This window comes from Pseudoxanthomonas sp. LH2527, from assembly GCF_022539275.1.
In the GTDB taxonomy this organism is placed as follows: Bacteria; Pseudomonadota; Gammaproteobacteria; order Xanthomonadales; family Xanthomonadaceae; genus Pseudoxanthomonas_A.
Window position 1 is genome coordinate 12,372 of the sequence record NZ_JAKZBW010000041.1, and the last position, 14,124, is coordinate 26,495.

Annotated in this window: 18 protein-coding genes; 11 read left to right on the plus strand and 7 right to left on the minus strand. The window is 66.4% G+C overall.

Annotation, left to right across the window (positions count from 1 at the left end; translation table 11 throughout):
• Positions 1–128: 128 nt before the first annotated feature.
• The 5 genes from MMG85_RS17345 to MMG85_RS17365 are packed head-to-tail and all read right to left on the minus strand — an operon-like array spanning position 129 to position 5,265.
• Positions 129–1,379, minus strand: coding sequence for an ABC transporter permease (locus tag MMG85_RS17345; protein ID WP_241047173.1), 1,251 nt, complete (start codon positions 1,377–1,379; stop codon positions 129–131).
• Positions 1,376–2,665, minus strand: a complete 1,290-nt coding sequence (locus MMG85_RS17350) for a hypothetical protein (protein ID WP_241047174.1) — start codon at positions 2,663–2,665, stop codon at positions 1,376–1,378. The genes MMG85_RS17345 and MMG85_RS17350 overlap by 4 nt, the downstream gene beginning before the upstream one ends.
• Positions 2,662–3,633: an HlyD family efflux transporter periplasmic adaptor subunit gene (locus tag MMG85_RS17355; RefSeq protein ID WP_241047175.1), complete on the minus strand. Its 972-nt coding sequence runs from the start codon at positions 3,631–3,633 to the stop codon at positions 2,662–2,664. Before MMG85_RS17355 ends, MMG85_RS17350 begins: the two co-directional genes overlap by 4 nt.
• Positions 3,630–4,604 carry an HlyD family efflux transporter periplasmic adaptor subunit gene (locus MMG85_RS17360; RefSeq protein ID WP_241047176.1) on the minus strand — a complete coding sequence of 325 codons (975 nt, stop codon included), beginning with the start codon at positions 4,602–4,604 and terminating at the stop codon, positions 3,630–3,632. Before MMG85_RS17360 ends, MMG85_RS17355 begins: the two co-directional genes overlap by 4 nt.
• On the minus strand, positions 4,591–5,265 hold the full coding sequence (locus MMG85_RS17365; RefSeq protein ID WP_241047177.1) for an ABC transporter ATP-binding protein: 675 nt from the start codon (positions 5,263–5,265) through the stop codon (positions 4,591–4,593). The genes MMG85_RS17360 and MMG85_RS17365 overlap by 14 nt, the downstream gene beginning before the upstream one ends.
• A 715-nt stretch (positions 5,266–5,980) precedes the next feature.
• On the opposite strand from MMG85_RS17365, the gene MMG85_RS17370 reads away from it, so the two are divergent.
• The 11 genes from MMG85_RS17370 to MMG85_RS17420 all read left to right on the plus strand — a co-directional run bounded on the left by MMG85_RS17370 (position 5,981) and on the right by MMG85_RS17420 (position 11,681).
• The gene (locus MMG85_RS17370) at positions 5,981–6,478 is read left to right on the plus strand and encodes a hypothetical protein (RefSeq protein WP_241047178.1); all 498 of its coding nucleotides are present in this window, start codon (positions 5,981–5,983) and stop codon (positions 6,476–6,478) included.
• Positions 6,479–6,515: 37 nt separating this feature from the next.
• Positions 6,516–6,890 carry a hypothetical protein gene (locus MMG85_RS17375; protein WP_241047179.1) on the plus strand — a complete coding sequence of 125 codons (375 nt, stop codon included), beginning with the start codon at positions 6,516–6,518 and terminating at the stop codon, positions 6,888–6,890.
• A gap of 249 nt (positions 6,891–7,139) precedes the next feature.
• On the plus strand, positions 7,140–7,919 hold the full coding sequence (locus MMG85_RS18555; RefSeq protein ID WP_241047190.1) for an HNH endonuclease: 780 nt from the start codon (positions 7,140–7,142) through the stop codon (positions 7,917–7,919).
• 399 nt (positions 7,920–8,318) lie between these two features.
• Entirely contained in the window at positions 8,319–8,480 is a 162-nt protein-coding gene (locus tag MMG85_RS17385; protein WP_241047180.1) for a hypothetical protein, read from the plus strand.
• Positions 8,481–8,548: 68 nt separating this feature from the next.
• On the plus strand, positions 8,549–8,923 hold the full coding sequence (locus MMG85_RS17390) for a hypothetical protein (protein WP_241047181.1): 375 nt from the start codon (positions 8,549–8,551) through the stop codon (positions 8,921–8,923).
• Between the two features lie 77 nt (positions 8,924–9,000).
• Positions 9,001–9,342 (plus strand): nucleotide pyrophosphohydrolase, encoded by a 342-nt coding sequence (locus tag MMG85_RS17395; RefSeq protein WP_241047182.1) that lies wholly within the window; start codon positions 9,001–9,003, stop codon positions 9,340–9,342.
• Between the two features lie 120 nt (positions 9,343–9,462).
• Positions 9,463–9,981 carry a hypothetical protein gene (locus MMG85_RS17400; protein WP_241047183.1) on the plus strand — a complete coding sequence of 173 codons (519 nt, stop codon included), beginning with the start codon at positions 9,463–9,465 and terminating at the stop codon, positions 9,979–9,981.
• 102 nt (positions 9,982–10,083) lie between these two features.
• Positions 10,084–10,602, plus strand: a complete 519-nt coding sequence (locus MMG85_RS17405) for a hypothetical protein (protein ID WP_241047184.1) — start codon at positions 10,084–10,086, stop codon at positions 10,600–10,602.
• A 102-nt stretch (positions 10,603–10,704) separates the two neighbouring features.
• Positions 10,705–10,977 carry a hypothetical protein gene (locus MMG85_RS17410; RefSeq protein ID WP_241047185.1) on the plus strand — a complete coding sequence of 91 codons (273 nt, stop codon included), beginning with the start codon at positions 10,705–10,707 and terminating at the stop codon, positions 10,975–10,977.
• Positions 10,978–11,002: 25 nt separating this feature from the next.
• Positions 11,003–11,278 carry a hypothetical protein gene (locus MMG85_RS17415; protein WP_241047186.1) on the plus strand — a complete coding sequence of 92 codons (276 nt, stop codon included), beginning with the start codon at positions 11,003–11,005 and terminating at the stop codon, positions 11,276–11,278.
• Between the two features lie 58 nt (positions 11,279–11,336).
• Positions 11,337–11,681 (plus strand): hypothetical protein, encoded by a 345-nt coding sequence (locus tag MMG85_RS17420; protein ID WP_241047187.1) that lies wholly within the window; start codon positions 11,337–11,339, stop codon positions 11,679–11,681.
• Positions 11,682–11,814: 133 nt separating this feature from the next.
• Here MMG85_RS17420 and MMG85_RS17425 read toward each other — a convergent pair whose 3' ends face one another.
• Positions 11,815–12,210 (minus strand): hypothetical protein, encoded by a 396-nt coding sequence (locus MMG85_RS17425; protein ID WP_241047188.1) that lies wholly within the window; start codon positions 12,208–12,210, stop codon positions 11,815–11,817.
• A gap of 250 nt (positions 12,211–12,460) precedes the next feature.
• A complete protein-coding gene (locus MMG85_RS17430; RefSeq protein ID WP_241047189.1) occupies positions 12,461–13,960 on the minus strand; it encodes an AAA family ATPase in 1,500 nt (499 codons plus the stop codon).
• Positions 13,961–14,124: the final 164 nt, after the last annotated feature.

The window sequence follows — 14,124 nt, forward strand, 5'->3', positions numbered from 1 at the left end:
CGCCGCGATGGGTTCGCGAACCGTAGCCCGGATAAGCGCAGCGCATCCGGGGGCCGCGACGAGAGTGCATGCGCCCCGGGTGCGGCTTTCAGCCTTACCCGGGCTACCTTCCCGACGAATGTCTTGCCTCAGTCATGCCGCAACGCTGCGATGGGGTCGAGCTGCGCGGCCTGTCGTGCGGGATACACGCCGAAGCCCAGGCCGACCACGGCGCAGAAGCCGGCCGACAGCAGGATCGGCAGCGGCGCCCACGCGACCTGCCAGCCGGCGAAGGTGGCGATCAGGTAGGCCAGCACGCCGCCGAACACCAGGCCCAGTCCCGCGCCTGCAATGCAGATGACCGTGGCCTCGCGCAGGAACTGCGCGATCACGTCCCGCCGCCGCGCGCCCAGCGCACGCAGCAGGCCGATCTCGCGGCGCCGCTCCAGCACGTTGGCCAGCATGATGTTCATGATGCCGATGCCGCCGACCAGCAGGCTGACGCCTGCGATCGCGCCCATCACGATCTGGAAGATGCGCTGCGTCTGCTGATGCTGCTGGAACAGCTGCTGCGGCACGATCAACTGGTAGTCCGCCATGCCGGCGTGGCGCTGGTCGAGCACCGCCGACAGCACGCCGGCCCCGGCGGCCAGGCGCTGCGGATCGTCGAGGCGCAGCAGGAAGCGGTCCACCTCGTCTTCCTGCGGCTGGAAGCGGAAGCGCGCGCGCACGCTGGCCAGCGGTGCGTAGATGCGGTTGCTCTCCGAACCCAGCTGCACGCCCTCGAAATCGTCCTGGCCCAGGTCGCGGTCGGCCAGCACGCCGATCACTTCCAGCCAGACATGGTTGACCTTGACCAGGCCGCCCACCGCATTACCTTTCGGGAACAGGTCGGCCGCCGCCTGATGGCCGAGCACCGCCACCGCTGCCAATGCGGCTTCATCCTCAGCGGTGAACGCGCGGCCCTGCGCGATCTTCAGCGACGAAAGCTCAAACCAGTTGGCGCTGACGCCGCTGGCCTGCGCATCGCTGCGGCCGGTATCGCTGAACACCGTGTGCGTGCGCACCTGCTTCTCGGCGGCGTGGCGTTCCGCGCCGGGCACCACGCTCAACGCCGCATCGGCATCGGCGACGGTCAGGCCCAGGCTGCGCTCGCGGGTTTCCTTCAGCGTGTCCTCGTCCTGCGCCTTGGCCTCGGCGATCAGGTTGTGCAGGCCCAGGCCTTCCACCAGCCGCAGCGCTTCGCGCCGGCTGCCTTCGCCCACCGCCTGCATCGCCACGATCGCGCCCACGCCGAAGATCATGCCCAGCAGCGTCAGCAGCGTGCGCAGGCGGCGCCGCCACAGTTCCTCCACCGCTTCGCGCCAGACCGTGGGCAGGCGGTTGAACAGGCCGGTCATGCGATCTTTCCTTCTGCGTCATCGGTGGCGGCGTCTTCGCCCTCGGCGTCGTTCTTGTCCGTGTCCTTGCCGTCGTCGCCGGGCGCGGGCACCTCCACCTGCGACAGCCGCACCTGGTCGCCCGGCTTCAGGCCCGACAGCACCTGCGAACGCGCGGTGCCGCGCACGCCGAGCTTCACTTCGCGCGCCACGTAGTCGTTGCCCTGCCTGACCTGCACCCAGTGGCGGTCGTCGCGCTGTTCGATGGCCACGTTCGGTACCGCCATCGCGTCCTTGGCATCGAGCAGCACCACCGAGGCGGCGAAGCGCTGGCCGGGGATCAGCCGGAAGCGTTCGATCGCGTCGGCCGGAATCGGCGCGCGCATCGACAGGAACTTCACCGGGCTCTCGCGGTTGCGCACCTTGGCGGCGCTGGCCACCCACGACAGCGTGCTGTCGATGCGCTGGTCCGGACGGCCCAGCGGATGCAGCACCACCGCATCGCCGGCCTGCACGCCCTGCGCCTCGATCTGCGGCAGGTCGATCTCCACTTCCATCGCCGAGGTGTCCGGCAGGCTGCCGAACTCGAAGCCCGCGCGCAGGTTGGCGCCGACCGTGGGCTTGTCGCCCGACCAGTTGGCCGCGAGCAGCAGCACGCCGTCGTTGGGCGCGCGCAGTTCCAGCGCTTCCAGATCGTCCTTGCGCGTCCTGGCGTTCATGTCGAAGGTGGCGCGCTGCGCATCCAGCACCGCCAGTTCGGCGCCGCCACGTACGCCGGACTGGTCGCGCTGCCATTGCAGCACGCCCTGCCGCACCTGCAGGTATTCCTTGTCCTCGATCGCATCCAGCACCTGGTTGCGCGCCACCGTGCTCAGGTCGGCATCGGCGTAGCGCTGGGCGATGCCCAGCTGCACGGCCACCCGCGACAGGTCCACTTCCACGCGGCCCTGCGCCGAATCCAGCCCGCTCTCCTTGGCCGCGCGCGCCAGTGCGTTGCGCTGCAGGTCGATCATCGCCTGCGCCAGCTGCTGTTCGCCCTCGGGCGAGACGAAGCGGGCCAGCACGTCGCCCTTCTTCACCAGGCTGCCTTCCGGCAGCATCCACTCCACCTGCCGCTGCGCCCAGTTCTTGCCGGGCACGTTCAGCGGCGTGGGCTTGGCCGAACGCAGTTCGCCTTCGCCGCGCACGCTGAGGGTCAACGGTCCCTGCGCCACGGTCTCGCTGGCCACCGGCATCTCGTCGCTGCCGCAGGCGGCCAGCAGCATGCCGACGCTCAGCAGCGCGGCCCATCGCATCCGCGGGATCATTTCGCTCCTCCGGCGATATCGGGCACGGTCAGTTCCACGCGCACCGCCTGGCCGGGACGCAGCTTGGCTTTCGCATCGTCCAGCCGGATCTCCAGGTCGAGCACCGGCACCGGCTGCACCTGCGACTTGCTGCGCACCGCGCGGCCGATGCCGGCCACCTTGCCGTGATACGCGCTGCCGCCGCCGCCTTCCACCACGATGCGCGCGCGCACGCCTTCCTTGACCCGTTGCAGGTCGCGCTCGGGCAGCTGCGCACGCACGGCCAGCGTGGCGGGATCGGGGATCTCGGCCACGGTCTGGCCGCGCCAGACCTGCGAACCGACGTCGAACTTCTCGCCGTTCCAGTTGCTCTTGTGCATGATCACGCCGTCGCGCGGCGCGGGCAGGGTGAGCGCGGCGATCGAGGTCTGCAGGCGGGTGACGTCGGCCTGCGCCTGTTGCAGTTCCGCCGTCACCAGGCGCAGTTCCTGCAGGCGCTGTTCGGCGGCGGCGCGCTCGGCCTGCTGTGCCAGCACGGCCAGGCGCTCGGTGCGGCGGCGGTCCTCCACCAGCTTGTCGTAGTCCAGCGCGGCGATCAGTTCGCGCGGCTGCTGGGTCTTGCGGGCGGCCTTGTCGCGCTCGGCCTCGGCCTCGGCGGTGGCCAGGCGCTGGCTGCGCTCGCGCTCGGCCACGTCGAGCGTGAGGTTTTCCAGCTCGCGCTTCTTTTCCTGCAGCAGGCTCTGCTTCTCGGCCAGCTGGCGCACCAGTTCGTTGGTGTCGAAGGCGACCACGATCTCGCCCTTCTTTACCGTGCTGCCGTCGGGCGCCAGCCGGGTCAGGTTGAACTGCCACAGGCGGTCCACCGCCGGCGGCACCAGCTGCACGCTGCGCTGCGCGTAGACCTCGCCATCCACGCGCAGGGTGGCGGCGTGCGCCACCGGCAGGGCCGCCAGCAGCGCCAGCGAAAGCATGCAGACACGCGGGTTCATGGCGCCTTCCCCTGGCCGGCCGGCGCCTGCGCCGGGGTCGCGATCACGCGCACGCTCATGCCCGGCATCAGGGCCAGCGTGTGCGCGTCGAGGGTGATGTCGAGGGTGAAATAGCGGCCTTCGCCCCATTCCGGGCGCCGCTCGGGCGCGCCGGAGATGAAGGCGATGCGGCCGGTCACCTTGCGCCCCGGCACCGCATCGAACGCCAGCGTCACCGGCTGGCCGACGGCCAGGCCGCGACGGTCCGGTTCCAGCGCCCAGGCGCGTACGTTCATGCGGCCGCTGCTGACCACTTCGCCGGCCTTGCTGCCGGGCATGGTCGAGGAGCCTTCGTCGATGCGGCCGCCGATCCAGTTGTTGTTGAAGCCGTGCACGACCACGCCGTCGCGGTCGGCGACCACTTCCGACGTACGCACGAGGGCGGCGTGGTAGTCGCGCTGCAGCACCAGTTTCTCGATCTGCAGGCGGCCGTCCTGCACGCGCCGCTGCACGGCGGCGTTGGCGGCAGCCAGGTCCTTGCGCTTCAGCGCGACCTCGCGGGTGGTGCGGTCCAGTTCGCCCTGGTGGCGGTCGTAGTCCAGGCCGGAGATCAGGTCGCGCGGAATGGTGGCGTCCAGCTTCGCGGCGGCCAGTTCCGCCTCGGCTTCCACCAGCGCCATCTCGGCCTGCACCGCCTTGACCTGCAGTTCGGCCACGTCCTTGGCGTCCTTGGCGCGGCCCTGTTCGATCTGCGCTTCCAGGTCGGGAATGCGGCTGGCGGACTGGCCGGGGTCGATGCGCAGCACCACCTCGCCCTTCTTCACCCGTTCGCCCTCGGGCACGTAGTAGCGGATCACCACCGGCGCGCTGTTCGACTGCGGGGTGAGGATCTGCTGCGCGTCGATCGCGCGCACTTCGCCGGTCAGCACCACGGCGTGCGCGGGAGCGGCGGCCAGGACCAGGGCCATCAGGATGGACTTACTGGAGCGCATCGGATTCCACCTTGCCGTCGCGCAGCTTCACCTGGCGCGGCGCGCGCCCGGCGATGTCGTTGTCGTGGGTCACCAGCACCACGGTCTGGCCGCCGGCATGCACTTCGTCGATCAGCGCCAGCACGTCGGCGGCGCTCTTCGAGTCGAGGTTGCCGGTGGGCTCGTCGGCCAGCAGCAGCGCCGGTTGCAGCAGCAGGGCGCGGGCGATGGCGGCGCGCTGCATCTGCCCGCCGGAGAGTTCGCTGGGGCGGTGGTCGCGGCGTTCGGCCAGGCCGACGCGGTCGAGCAGGGTGAGCGCGCGCTCGTGCGTGCCGGGCGGCGGCTGGCGGTGGAAGCGCAGCGGCAGCAGCACGTTCTCCAGCACGGTCAGCCGCGGCAGCAGGTGGAAGCTCTGGAACACGAAGCCGATGCGGCGGTTGCGCAGGTCGCTGCTGGCCTCGTCGTCGAAGCTGGCCACGTCGCGGCCCTCGAACCGGTAGGTGCCGCTGCTGGGGTGGTCCAGGCAGCCCAGGATGTTCAGCAGGCTGGACTTGCCCGAGCCCGAGGCGCCGGTGATGGCGACGAATTCGCCCTGTCCGATGTGCAGGTCCACCCCGGCCAGGGCCCGCACGGTCTGTCCACTCATGGCGTAGTGCCGCTGTACGCCCTGCAACTCGATCATCGTGTCCCCTTCGTTCCCTCGTGGTGGTCGACCGCCCCGGCCCGCCAGGGTTCCCGACCGGTGGGTCGGGGCGCGGGCGGCGGTCGAGTGTCCTGTGCGTCGAACCGAGAGCATCCCAGATGCCTGCGCGGGGGTGCAACCGCGGATGGTCGGGTGGGGCGGTGCTGCGGCCGGGTCCGGTGTGCGGTGCATCGGGTCGGTGTGCCGACATGCCGCGTGTTCATCCGCAGGCATTGGGTGTTCTTCTCCGCACGCCGTGTCGCCGGCGTGGTGCGCGGTGTTGCGTACCCCGCACGCGAGGTGTTCGACCCGGGATGCGGGGCAGCGAAGGCGGCGCTGCGGGTCGGCGACGCGAGGCGTGGGGTTCGGGCGTTGGTGGTCCGAGAGAGGAACGCGGACGTTCGGGGTGTGGACGCGGAGGCTCGTGTTCGCGATGCGGTGTGTGAGGCGATGGACGCGGCGTGCCGGGTTCCGAACTCGGACCGTGGAGATGCGGACGCGGTGGAGGGTGTCGGGAACATCGTGTGCGGGGTACGCCACGCGAACGCCTGTGTTCGTGACACGACGCGCCGGGTTTGAGAGGCCGGCGGTGCGGCATCGCACACGGCGCTCTCACATTATTGCGGCGCACACGCATCGCCGTGCACGACGCGTTAGCCTGTGCACGCCGCAGGACCGCGGCGGACCCTGACAGGGAATCAATCAAGGAGCGACGATGCGTCAGAACCTGGTGGACATTCACTTCGCGGCCGAAGCCGTGGCCGATATCGAACGCGCGCTGGACACGCTGGATGCGCGCCTGACCGAACTGAGCGCACTCACGCCCCGGCAGCGCCAGCGCATCACCAAGATGGGCAACACCTCGCGCGGTTTCTGCCTGCGGGCGCTGCAGGCGGCGCAGCAACACGCCGGCCTGATGCCGCGCGACTTCGACCTCGACGGCTGCACCCGCGACCTGGAGGCGATGGACCAGCTGCGCCCCTGGCGCCTGCGCATCGCCCACCTGCACCAGCGCCTGGCCGACACGGAAACAGCCCTCGGCAGCGACGTGATGACCAGCACGCTGGCGATCTACGCCGTGCTCAAGGCGGTGGGCGCGCGCGAAGGCGTGGACGAGCAGCTGAGGCTGTTGGGGGCGCGGTTTGCCAGGCCGAGAAGACGTGCAGATCGGGCGTCGACTCCCTCGCCCGAAGGAAGGCCAAGCGATGAGTAGGCATTCCAGCTCACGCAGACCGGGCCTCTGCTTGCGGATGGCCGCCGTGATTGCACCGGTGCTCTTGTCAGCGTGCGTGCTGTGCAAGGACGAGGTACTGACAGAGGTGCGGTCCCCGAGCGGGAAATACGTCGCCAAGGCAGGCAAGTACGGCTGCCTGACCAATACCGGCTTCTATGGGTTGGTCGAAGTCGAGGTCGTCGGCCCGGAACCCGACGTCAGCACAGCGAAGTGCGGCGATCCGGGCACAGGTGTTGCGAGTGTGCGTTTTGAGCTAGAGCAGCATGTCGAACTGCGCTGGGAATCGGACCGCGTACTGATTGTCCGAGTGCAGGGGATGCCGGAGCGAAAGGTCACGCAGACCAGCGGTTGCTTGAACGACGAGACGGTCGCGATCCGGATTGAGCAATGATGGCAAACGCCGCCAAGGCAAGGGGCGTAGGATGGGTTGAACCGTAGGCGATACCCATCACACTGAAGCCGGCCAGCCGATCGGCAGCCAAGTGTCGGGCACTGCATGCTCACATCGAGGCTTCCCACAACGGGACTTGACCGCGATGGGTATCGCCTGCGGTTCAACCCATCCTACCTGCTTGCTTAGTCCAGGCGTCAGACCCCACTGGAGATCAATGTGGAGTTTTTTAAGATCTACACCTCAGCGGTGCCAAATGCCGCGCGGACCTTGGACAAGCGTGTTGCTATCTTACCGCTCCTAGCAAAGATCAAATCCGAATCGGTCAGGGCATCTCTTTCCCATATTGAGCATCACCGCGAACTCAACTTCTGGGACTTTGGTGTTCGCGCAACGCCACAGCTTTCGGTCAACGATTCGGTAAAGATTATTTGTGGCACAACCTGCTACTCCGGCCGCCTCATCCACAAGATCAACGATCCAACCGGCGAGCTCGGAGACCAACTTGGTTGGGCCCGGCAGTTCAAGGCGCCATGGAGGAACATTTCCGTCCTATCCATCGACTCTGCCTCGCCCATCAGCGAGGCAGACATCAAGGCAATCTCCAGCAGCTCCCGGCAAACTGCGCCAAACTTCTACTCACCCGCAGCGCTTACGCGAAAGCCAGAAGCACTGATTGAGGGCAGCGTTGTCGAGCTGACTTTGTCGACTTATGAGAGAGATCCAGCTGCGCGAAGCGCTTGCCTCAATCACTACGGCACTCGATGCCAAGTCTGTGGCCTGGACTTCGGTGAGACATACGGCGAGCTCGGGCAAGGATTCATCCACGTACACCACATCACACCTCTGTCCCATGTACGGGAATCACACGTTGTTGATCCAACCAAGGACCTAGTCCCCGTTTGTCCAAACTGTCATGCAATGCTTCACATCAGAGACGGCGAGCCATTGTCAGTTGAGAGTCTTCGAGACATCCTTGCGGCGGGGTCCAACAATTTGTCCAAATCGAAGCCGTTGGGCAGCGCGTAGGATGGGTTGAGCCGCAGGCGATACCCATCGCTTCGGTCGTCGTCGTCGAGAACTCTGTTTGAGCAACGCCACGCCGGACGCTTCGTTCCTGGGTTTTCTTCCGCGTGATGGGTATCGCCTGCGGCTCAACCCATCCTACGAGGTTGCTTTCGGTTCCTTGACGCGGACCTGCCCCTTGATGACCATCCGCGTCATCATCCCGGAAACCGGGCCCAATCGTCATGGAGCTCATCAATGACCAAATGGATTTGTCCGACATGCGGACAACAGGTCTCGAGTGCGTGGGTGGTCTGCACCCAATGCGGATACGATTCGGAAAACAGGCCAAGCCCGGCAGGGAGCGAGGGCCCAACGACGTCGGCCTACCCGCCGTCAGCCTGCCTGCGCTGCCATTCGGCAATGAAGCCCGCCGGACAACTGAAGCTTCATGAGGGAACCAGGGCCTGGCCCTTCCTGTTCGGAGAGCTGGGCGAACTGTTCGTAAACCGGGAATCGTTCGACACCTTCGTCTGCGAGTCGTGCGGCAAGGTCGAGTTCTTCATGCCGGTCTCGGCGCGATGAGCCGCAGCGTGTGGCGTGAGTGGAGGCGCACCCTGCTCACCCAGCCTCCATATTTACGGTTCCCATCCATGGCTCAAGCACGAAATGCGACGCGGCCACTTTCGTGGCTTTGCCTGCTGCTGCTGTCCATGGCCTTCACTGGCTGTACGTCGTCGCTTCCACGCGATCACGCCGACCGCTTGGTCGCTGTGCGCGACGTACTGCTTGATTACCCGGAAGGCGAGATACCGTCGTCGAATTGGCCCCAAGCCGTGGCAGAGTTGAAGCCCAAGAGGGTCTACCGAAATGATGAAGGCCTCTACATCATCACGTATGAGTTCTTCGTCGAGCAGCGGGGCGTCTTCATCCTCGACCCGGCGTCCTCGTTCATTCCCTCGAAGCTTCAGGATCCGAGCTATGACGTGGTGATTGCGGGTGTTTTCTTCTACCGGAGCGCGGGTTAGCGGGATACCGGCTAATTGAGAGGCGCTACCGAACCAGCAAGCAACCCGGAAAGACCCGGGACGACAAGGGAGAACAGGTGAACTTCAGCGATCTCGAAAAGGCGGCACTCCAGTTGAACGCGCTGTACGAACAGCTCGAGACCCTGCGTTATGGCCGGGTCTGGACGACGCAGGAACTTGCGCTGGGCTTCGTGGGGGACGTGGGCGATCTGGCCAAGCTCATCCAGGCCGAGGCGGGCGTCCGGACCATCGACGACCACAAGGCGAAGCTCGGCCATGAACTGTCGGACTGCCTGTGGTCGATTCTGGTCCTCGCCGACAAATGCGGCATCGACCTGGAGGCGGAGTTCGTAAAGAACACCCGGGAGATCGGTGCGCATGTGGCGGGCGAGCTGGACGGTTATGCAAGTACCAGCTGATCAGGCCCGTCTGCAGGGTCCGCTTGATGGCAGGGTCCAAAGAAACTTGTCCAACTCATTAGATTTCGTCTGGCCCCTATCGTGATCTTCCAGCTACTGCTCAAGGACAATGGATCGCACATGACTGGTTCATGCGATCGTGTTGACGAGGCCAGTGGTGTGCCCACTTGCGGCACCTGCGGCTATCGCACAGCCTTGGATTTCACCAGTGCGATGTTTCGGCTACGCAAACGATACTTCGATGTGTCTTGCTGCTATGACGGCGCAATCATCGTCAGCGACCGTTTTCGGGTCGTCTACCAGTCACTTGGTGGCTCCAATATGCATTTCGGCAGTCTTCCAGCCACGCCAGGTTTCTACCATCTCAAATGCAGCAAGCCTGTTCCCTTGGATTACGCTGCTATGGGCACGACGCGTTCGAGACTATGCGGAGGATGCGGCCGCTACTTGGATGTTGTGGGTTGCACCCGAATCATTCTTGGATCCTCCGTCGACTTTCCGGAGAATGAACTGGGTTTTTCCGACTGGCATTTCGGTTCAAATAATGAGGCTAATCCGATTGTTCTTTGCGGAGCAGTTCTTGCATCGGCTATGCAATCATTCGGCCTCACTGGCATTGATTCGTTTGTGCAGATCTAACCATTGAGTCAAGCGAGAAGAATGGGGTGAGTCGCCGTCGGCTCAACTCATCTGAGTTAACAAAGGTCTGTCGAAGCACCACAACCAAGGGGGAACACCAGCATGGCCAGGGAAGATTTCGTTGCCGTTGCAGTACGCATTTTCGCGGTGTTCCTGCTGGTGACCGTGGCGCGTTCATTTCCGAGCGCGATGGCGCTGCTCGATCAGCCGGAACCGCGACTCTCGCTGGTGCTGGTCGGCGTGGTGTTGGCGGGCAGCCTGTCCGTGTGCGCGGTGCTCTGGTTCTTCCCGCTCACCATCGCCAGAAAGCTGCTGCCTGCGATGCGCGAGCCGCGCTCCGAGACCGCGATGAGCGGCTCGGTGGCGCTCTCGGTCGGGCTGACCCTGCTGGGCGTCTGGGTGTTGGCCTATGCACTGCCGGACGCGCTGTACTGGGCCACGCTGTTCCTGCTGTCCCGCCAGGTGGGCGCGGCGTACGTCCCGTGGGGTTACGAGCAGATCGCCAGTGTCGTCACCACGGTGGCGGAACTGGTGCTCGCCGCCTGGCTGATCTTCGGCAGCTCGGGCATCAAGCGGCTCATCCTCCGGTACCGTCACGGGCCGCTGGCGGATGTGGCCTGATCGCGCGCCATGTATCCGCTGCCGGAGTCGGACCGCATGGCGGAATCGTATCTCCGGGAAGAAGGGTAATCTGAACCCTGTTTCGTAACAGGAGCGAAGCCCATGTCCCGCTATCTGCATGACGCCGTCTTCTTTTCGGTACCGGCCCGGGCCGCGTATTTCGTGGTCGCGCTGCTCACCGTCGCGGTGGGGCACATCTGGGTGTACTGGCATGCCATCGAGACCGTCATGGACCTAGCGGCACCGGCCATGTTCCTGTTCCTTGCGTTCGCACAGCGGCGTGATGACGCGTTCGTCAAACTGAGCCTTGCAAGTTTGATCGTGCTGGTCGTCGCCATGCTGGCGGCGGCGAAGTGGATGACGATCCCGGCCTGAGACGATGACGGACGATGCACGACACGTGGCGTGGAAGCGCCGCCAGCTCAGGCAGACGCTCATCGCAACGGGCGTTGTTGGCGCCGTCATCGGACTGGTGCCGCTGTTGGTGGGCGTGTTGCTTGCTCCTACCGGGATCTTCGCAGGCGATCAGATACGACCGGTGTCCTTGCAGCTGATGGATGGAGCCCTGTTCCTCCTGGCGTCCATCGTGTTCTGCGTGGTGGTGTTCGGCTTGCTGCCGATGGTGCTGCACATCGCGTTCATCCGTTGCACGCGGTGGTGGACGGGACGCGACTGATCGTGATACGCGTCCTGTTCACTAAAAAGTTTGGTAACGCACGAGGCTTCAGCGCACCATGACCGCCATCCTATTGTTCATCCTGCCGATCGGTTTCTGCGTCATGGCGGCGGTGTTCCTGCTGGCCTCGCGCGGTGTGAACAGAAGGGGCGCGTGGCTGGGGCTGGTGGCGATCGTCCTGGCTGCGCCGTTCTTCTTCTGGCTGGGCGCGTTCTCCGAGCAATTCACCGCGGGGCAGTGCTACTCCAGCGCCATCCATTCGATCGCCAATGCCGTTGCCGCCACGGACGACCCGGCGGCGCTCGCCGGGCAGATCAGGGCGTTACCCCTTCATGGTTATGAAACGTCGTGTGTGCAGGTCGAGGCGGCCGCAGTGAAGCTTCCTCACGCGGACGTGCGCTGACAACGCGTGCGGCGGCGTGCGTGGTGGTGGGCGCATGTCGGTTTGTCGGTGGTGGTGGTACGTCAGGGCCAATGCGGCGTGTCGGCGTGCGGTCGCGACTGACGTCGCTCCTACAGCACCACGCGCCTGCCGCTCATCGGCGCGGCGCGCGCTTGCTCAGGCGGCGGTGGTTGGCTACGGCGATGCGGCGGTAGGGCTGCACGCCGGCGGTGGCCATCGAGATCAGTGCATCCTCGGCCGACGGCAGTGGCTTGGCGGCGAAGGCCCACGGCATCCAGAACGCCAGCGCGGTCTGCGTGGCGGCCGTGTTCAAGCGCATGGCGTAACCGGCCATCGCACCCCACGATTCCCAGGCTGCAGAAACCTTCTCGCTGGACATGCGCGTGAATTCGCGGCGGTCGCGTGCGGACGGGGTGGCACCGGCGGTGGCCATCTGCAACAGGCGTTGCGATACGACGGACGGGGCGGCCGCGCCCAGATCGATCAGTTGCGTGCCCAGGACACGTGCGGGGCTGCGCTTGCGGGGCATGGCGGTGTCTCGGTGGGAACGCCAGCATGCGTGGGCTGCCGTATGCGGTGGGTGAAGTGGATCGTCCTACTCGCTGACCGGTACTGCGAAAAGCTCGCGACTTACGTCGCTCCCACGAACGCCTCTTCCAACGGCAGAACCTCATCCTGGTTGAGGCGGATCTTCATCTCGCCTACGCCGGAGATGCGTTGGTAGGCGTGCGGTCGCGACTGACGTCGCTCCTACAGGAGGTGCGATGGCGCCGGAGCGCTCAGTCGGCGGGTACGGTGCGCTCTTGCGCCCAGTCGCGCAGGGCCTGTACCTGTTCGGCCATCAGTACGGACAGGGGGCGGGTGGTGCGGATCTCGTGCATGACGAGGTCGGTGTCGAGCGGTTTCTGTTCGGCGTGGGCGGCGTACAGGGCCGAGACGATGGCCTGTTCCAGTTCGGCGCCGGAGAAGCCGTTGGCCGCGGCGGCCAGTGCGGGCAGGTTGAAGGCTTCCGGGTCCAGCGCGCGGCGCGCCAGGTGCACGCGCAGCACCTCGACGCGGGCGTCGGGCGAGGGCAGGTCGACGAAGAAGATCTCGTCGAAGCGGCCCTTGCGCAGCAGTTCCGGCGGCAGGTCCTGCACCTGGTTGGCGGTGGCGACCAGGAAGACTTGTCCGCTGCCGGCACCGGCCTTGCGTTCGGCCATCCAGGTGAGCAGGTAGCCGAGCACGCGGCGCGAGACGCCGCCGTCCTCGCTGCCGCCGCTGGCCAGGCCTTTCTCGATCTCGTCGATCCACAGCACGCACGGCGCCAGCTGTTCGGCCGAGGCCAGCGCGGCGCGCAGGTTCTTCTCGGTTTCGCCATGGTACTTGTCGTACAGCGTGCCGAAGTCCAGCCGCAGCAGCGGCACGCCGAAGCCGGCGGCGGTGGCCTTGGCCAGCATCGACTTGCCGCAGCCCTGCACGCCGAGCAGCAGCACGCCCTTGGGCAGGTCCAGGCCCGGCGGCGGATTGCCGGCTACGAACACCGCGCGGCGCTGCTCGATCCAGCGCTTCAGCCGCGAGGCGCCGGCGACGTCGGCGAACTTCGCGGTGTCGTATTCGTAATGCAGGTGGCCGCTGCGGTTGAGCAGTTCGAACTTCAGCTTGTTCAGCGCCGGCAGGTCGCTGGCGGTCAGCGCGCCGTCGGCGAAGATCAGCTGGCGGGCGATGCGGCGCGCGTCGACCAGGCTCAGGCCCTGCAGGTTGCGCACGATCTGCTTGACCGCCTCGCCGTCGGCTTCGACGCGGCGGCCGCCGTGCTCGCGGGCATAGTGGTCGGCTTCCTCGCGCACCATCTTCAGCAGCGCGGCGCCGTCGGGCAGGCGTGGGTTGAAACGCACGGCGAGGGCGTCCAGTTCGGCCGGCAGTTCGATCTTCGCCCCGACCAACACCACCACGTGCGGCAGGCTGTGGCGGCGCTGCAGGATGTCGCGCAGCTGGCGCTGGCTGCTGGCGTAGCCCAGGTAGGGGTGGAAATCGAGCAGCAGGTAGATGCCGCGCTGCTCGGCCTGCTTGATGGCCTGCAGGGCGGCGCTGGCGTCGGGCGGGCCGACGGCCTCGTCCTCGCGGTCCATGTCCAGCCGGCGCAGGCCCTCGGTGATGCTCCAGCGGAACAGCGCCCGCCACACCTGGCCCAGGGCCTGCCGGAACAGGTCCACCACGCGGCCCTCGTCCTGGGTCTCGATGACGATCAGCGGGGTGTTGGCGCGGATCAGCGCGGTGAGGTCCTGCAGCTCGTTCATGGGGTGTCCGGTCCGTGGGGACGGGAAAGATAGCAGGGGGGCGGGAATGGGGAATGGGGAATAGGGAATGAATTGTTTTGGGGCCGGTAGCTGCGTGGACCTGCGGAGCAGGTCGCCCGATGGACGTCGTTCGTCTGGCACGTGCTCGCTCCGGCTGAGGCCGA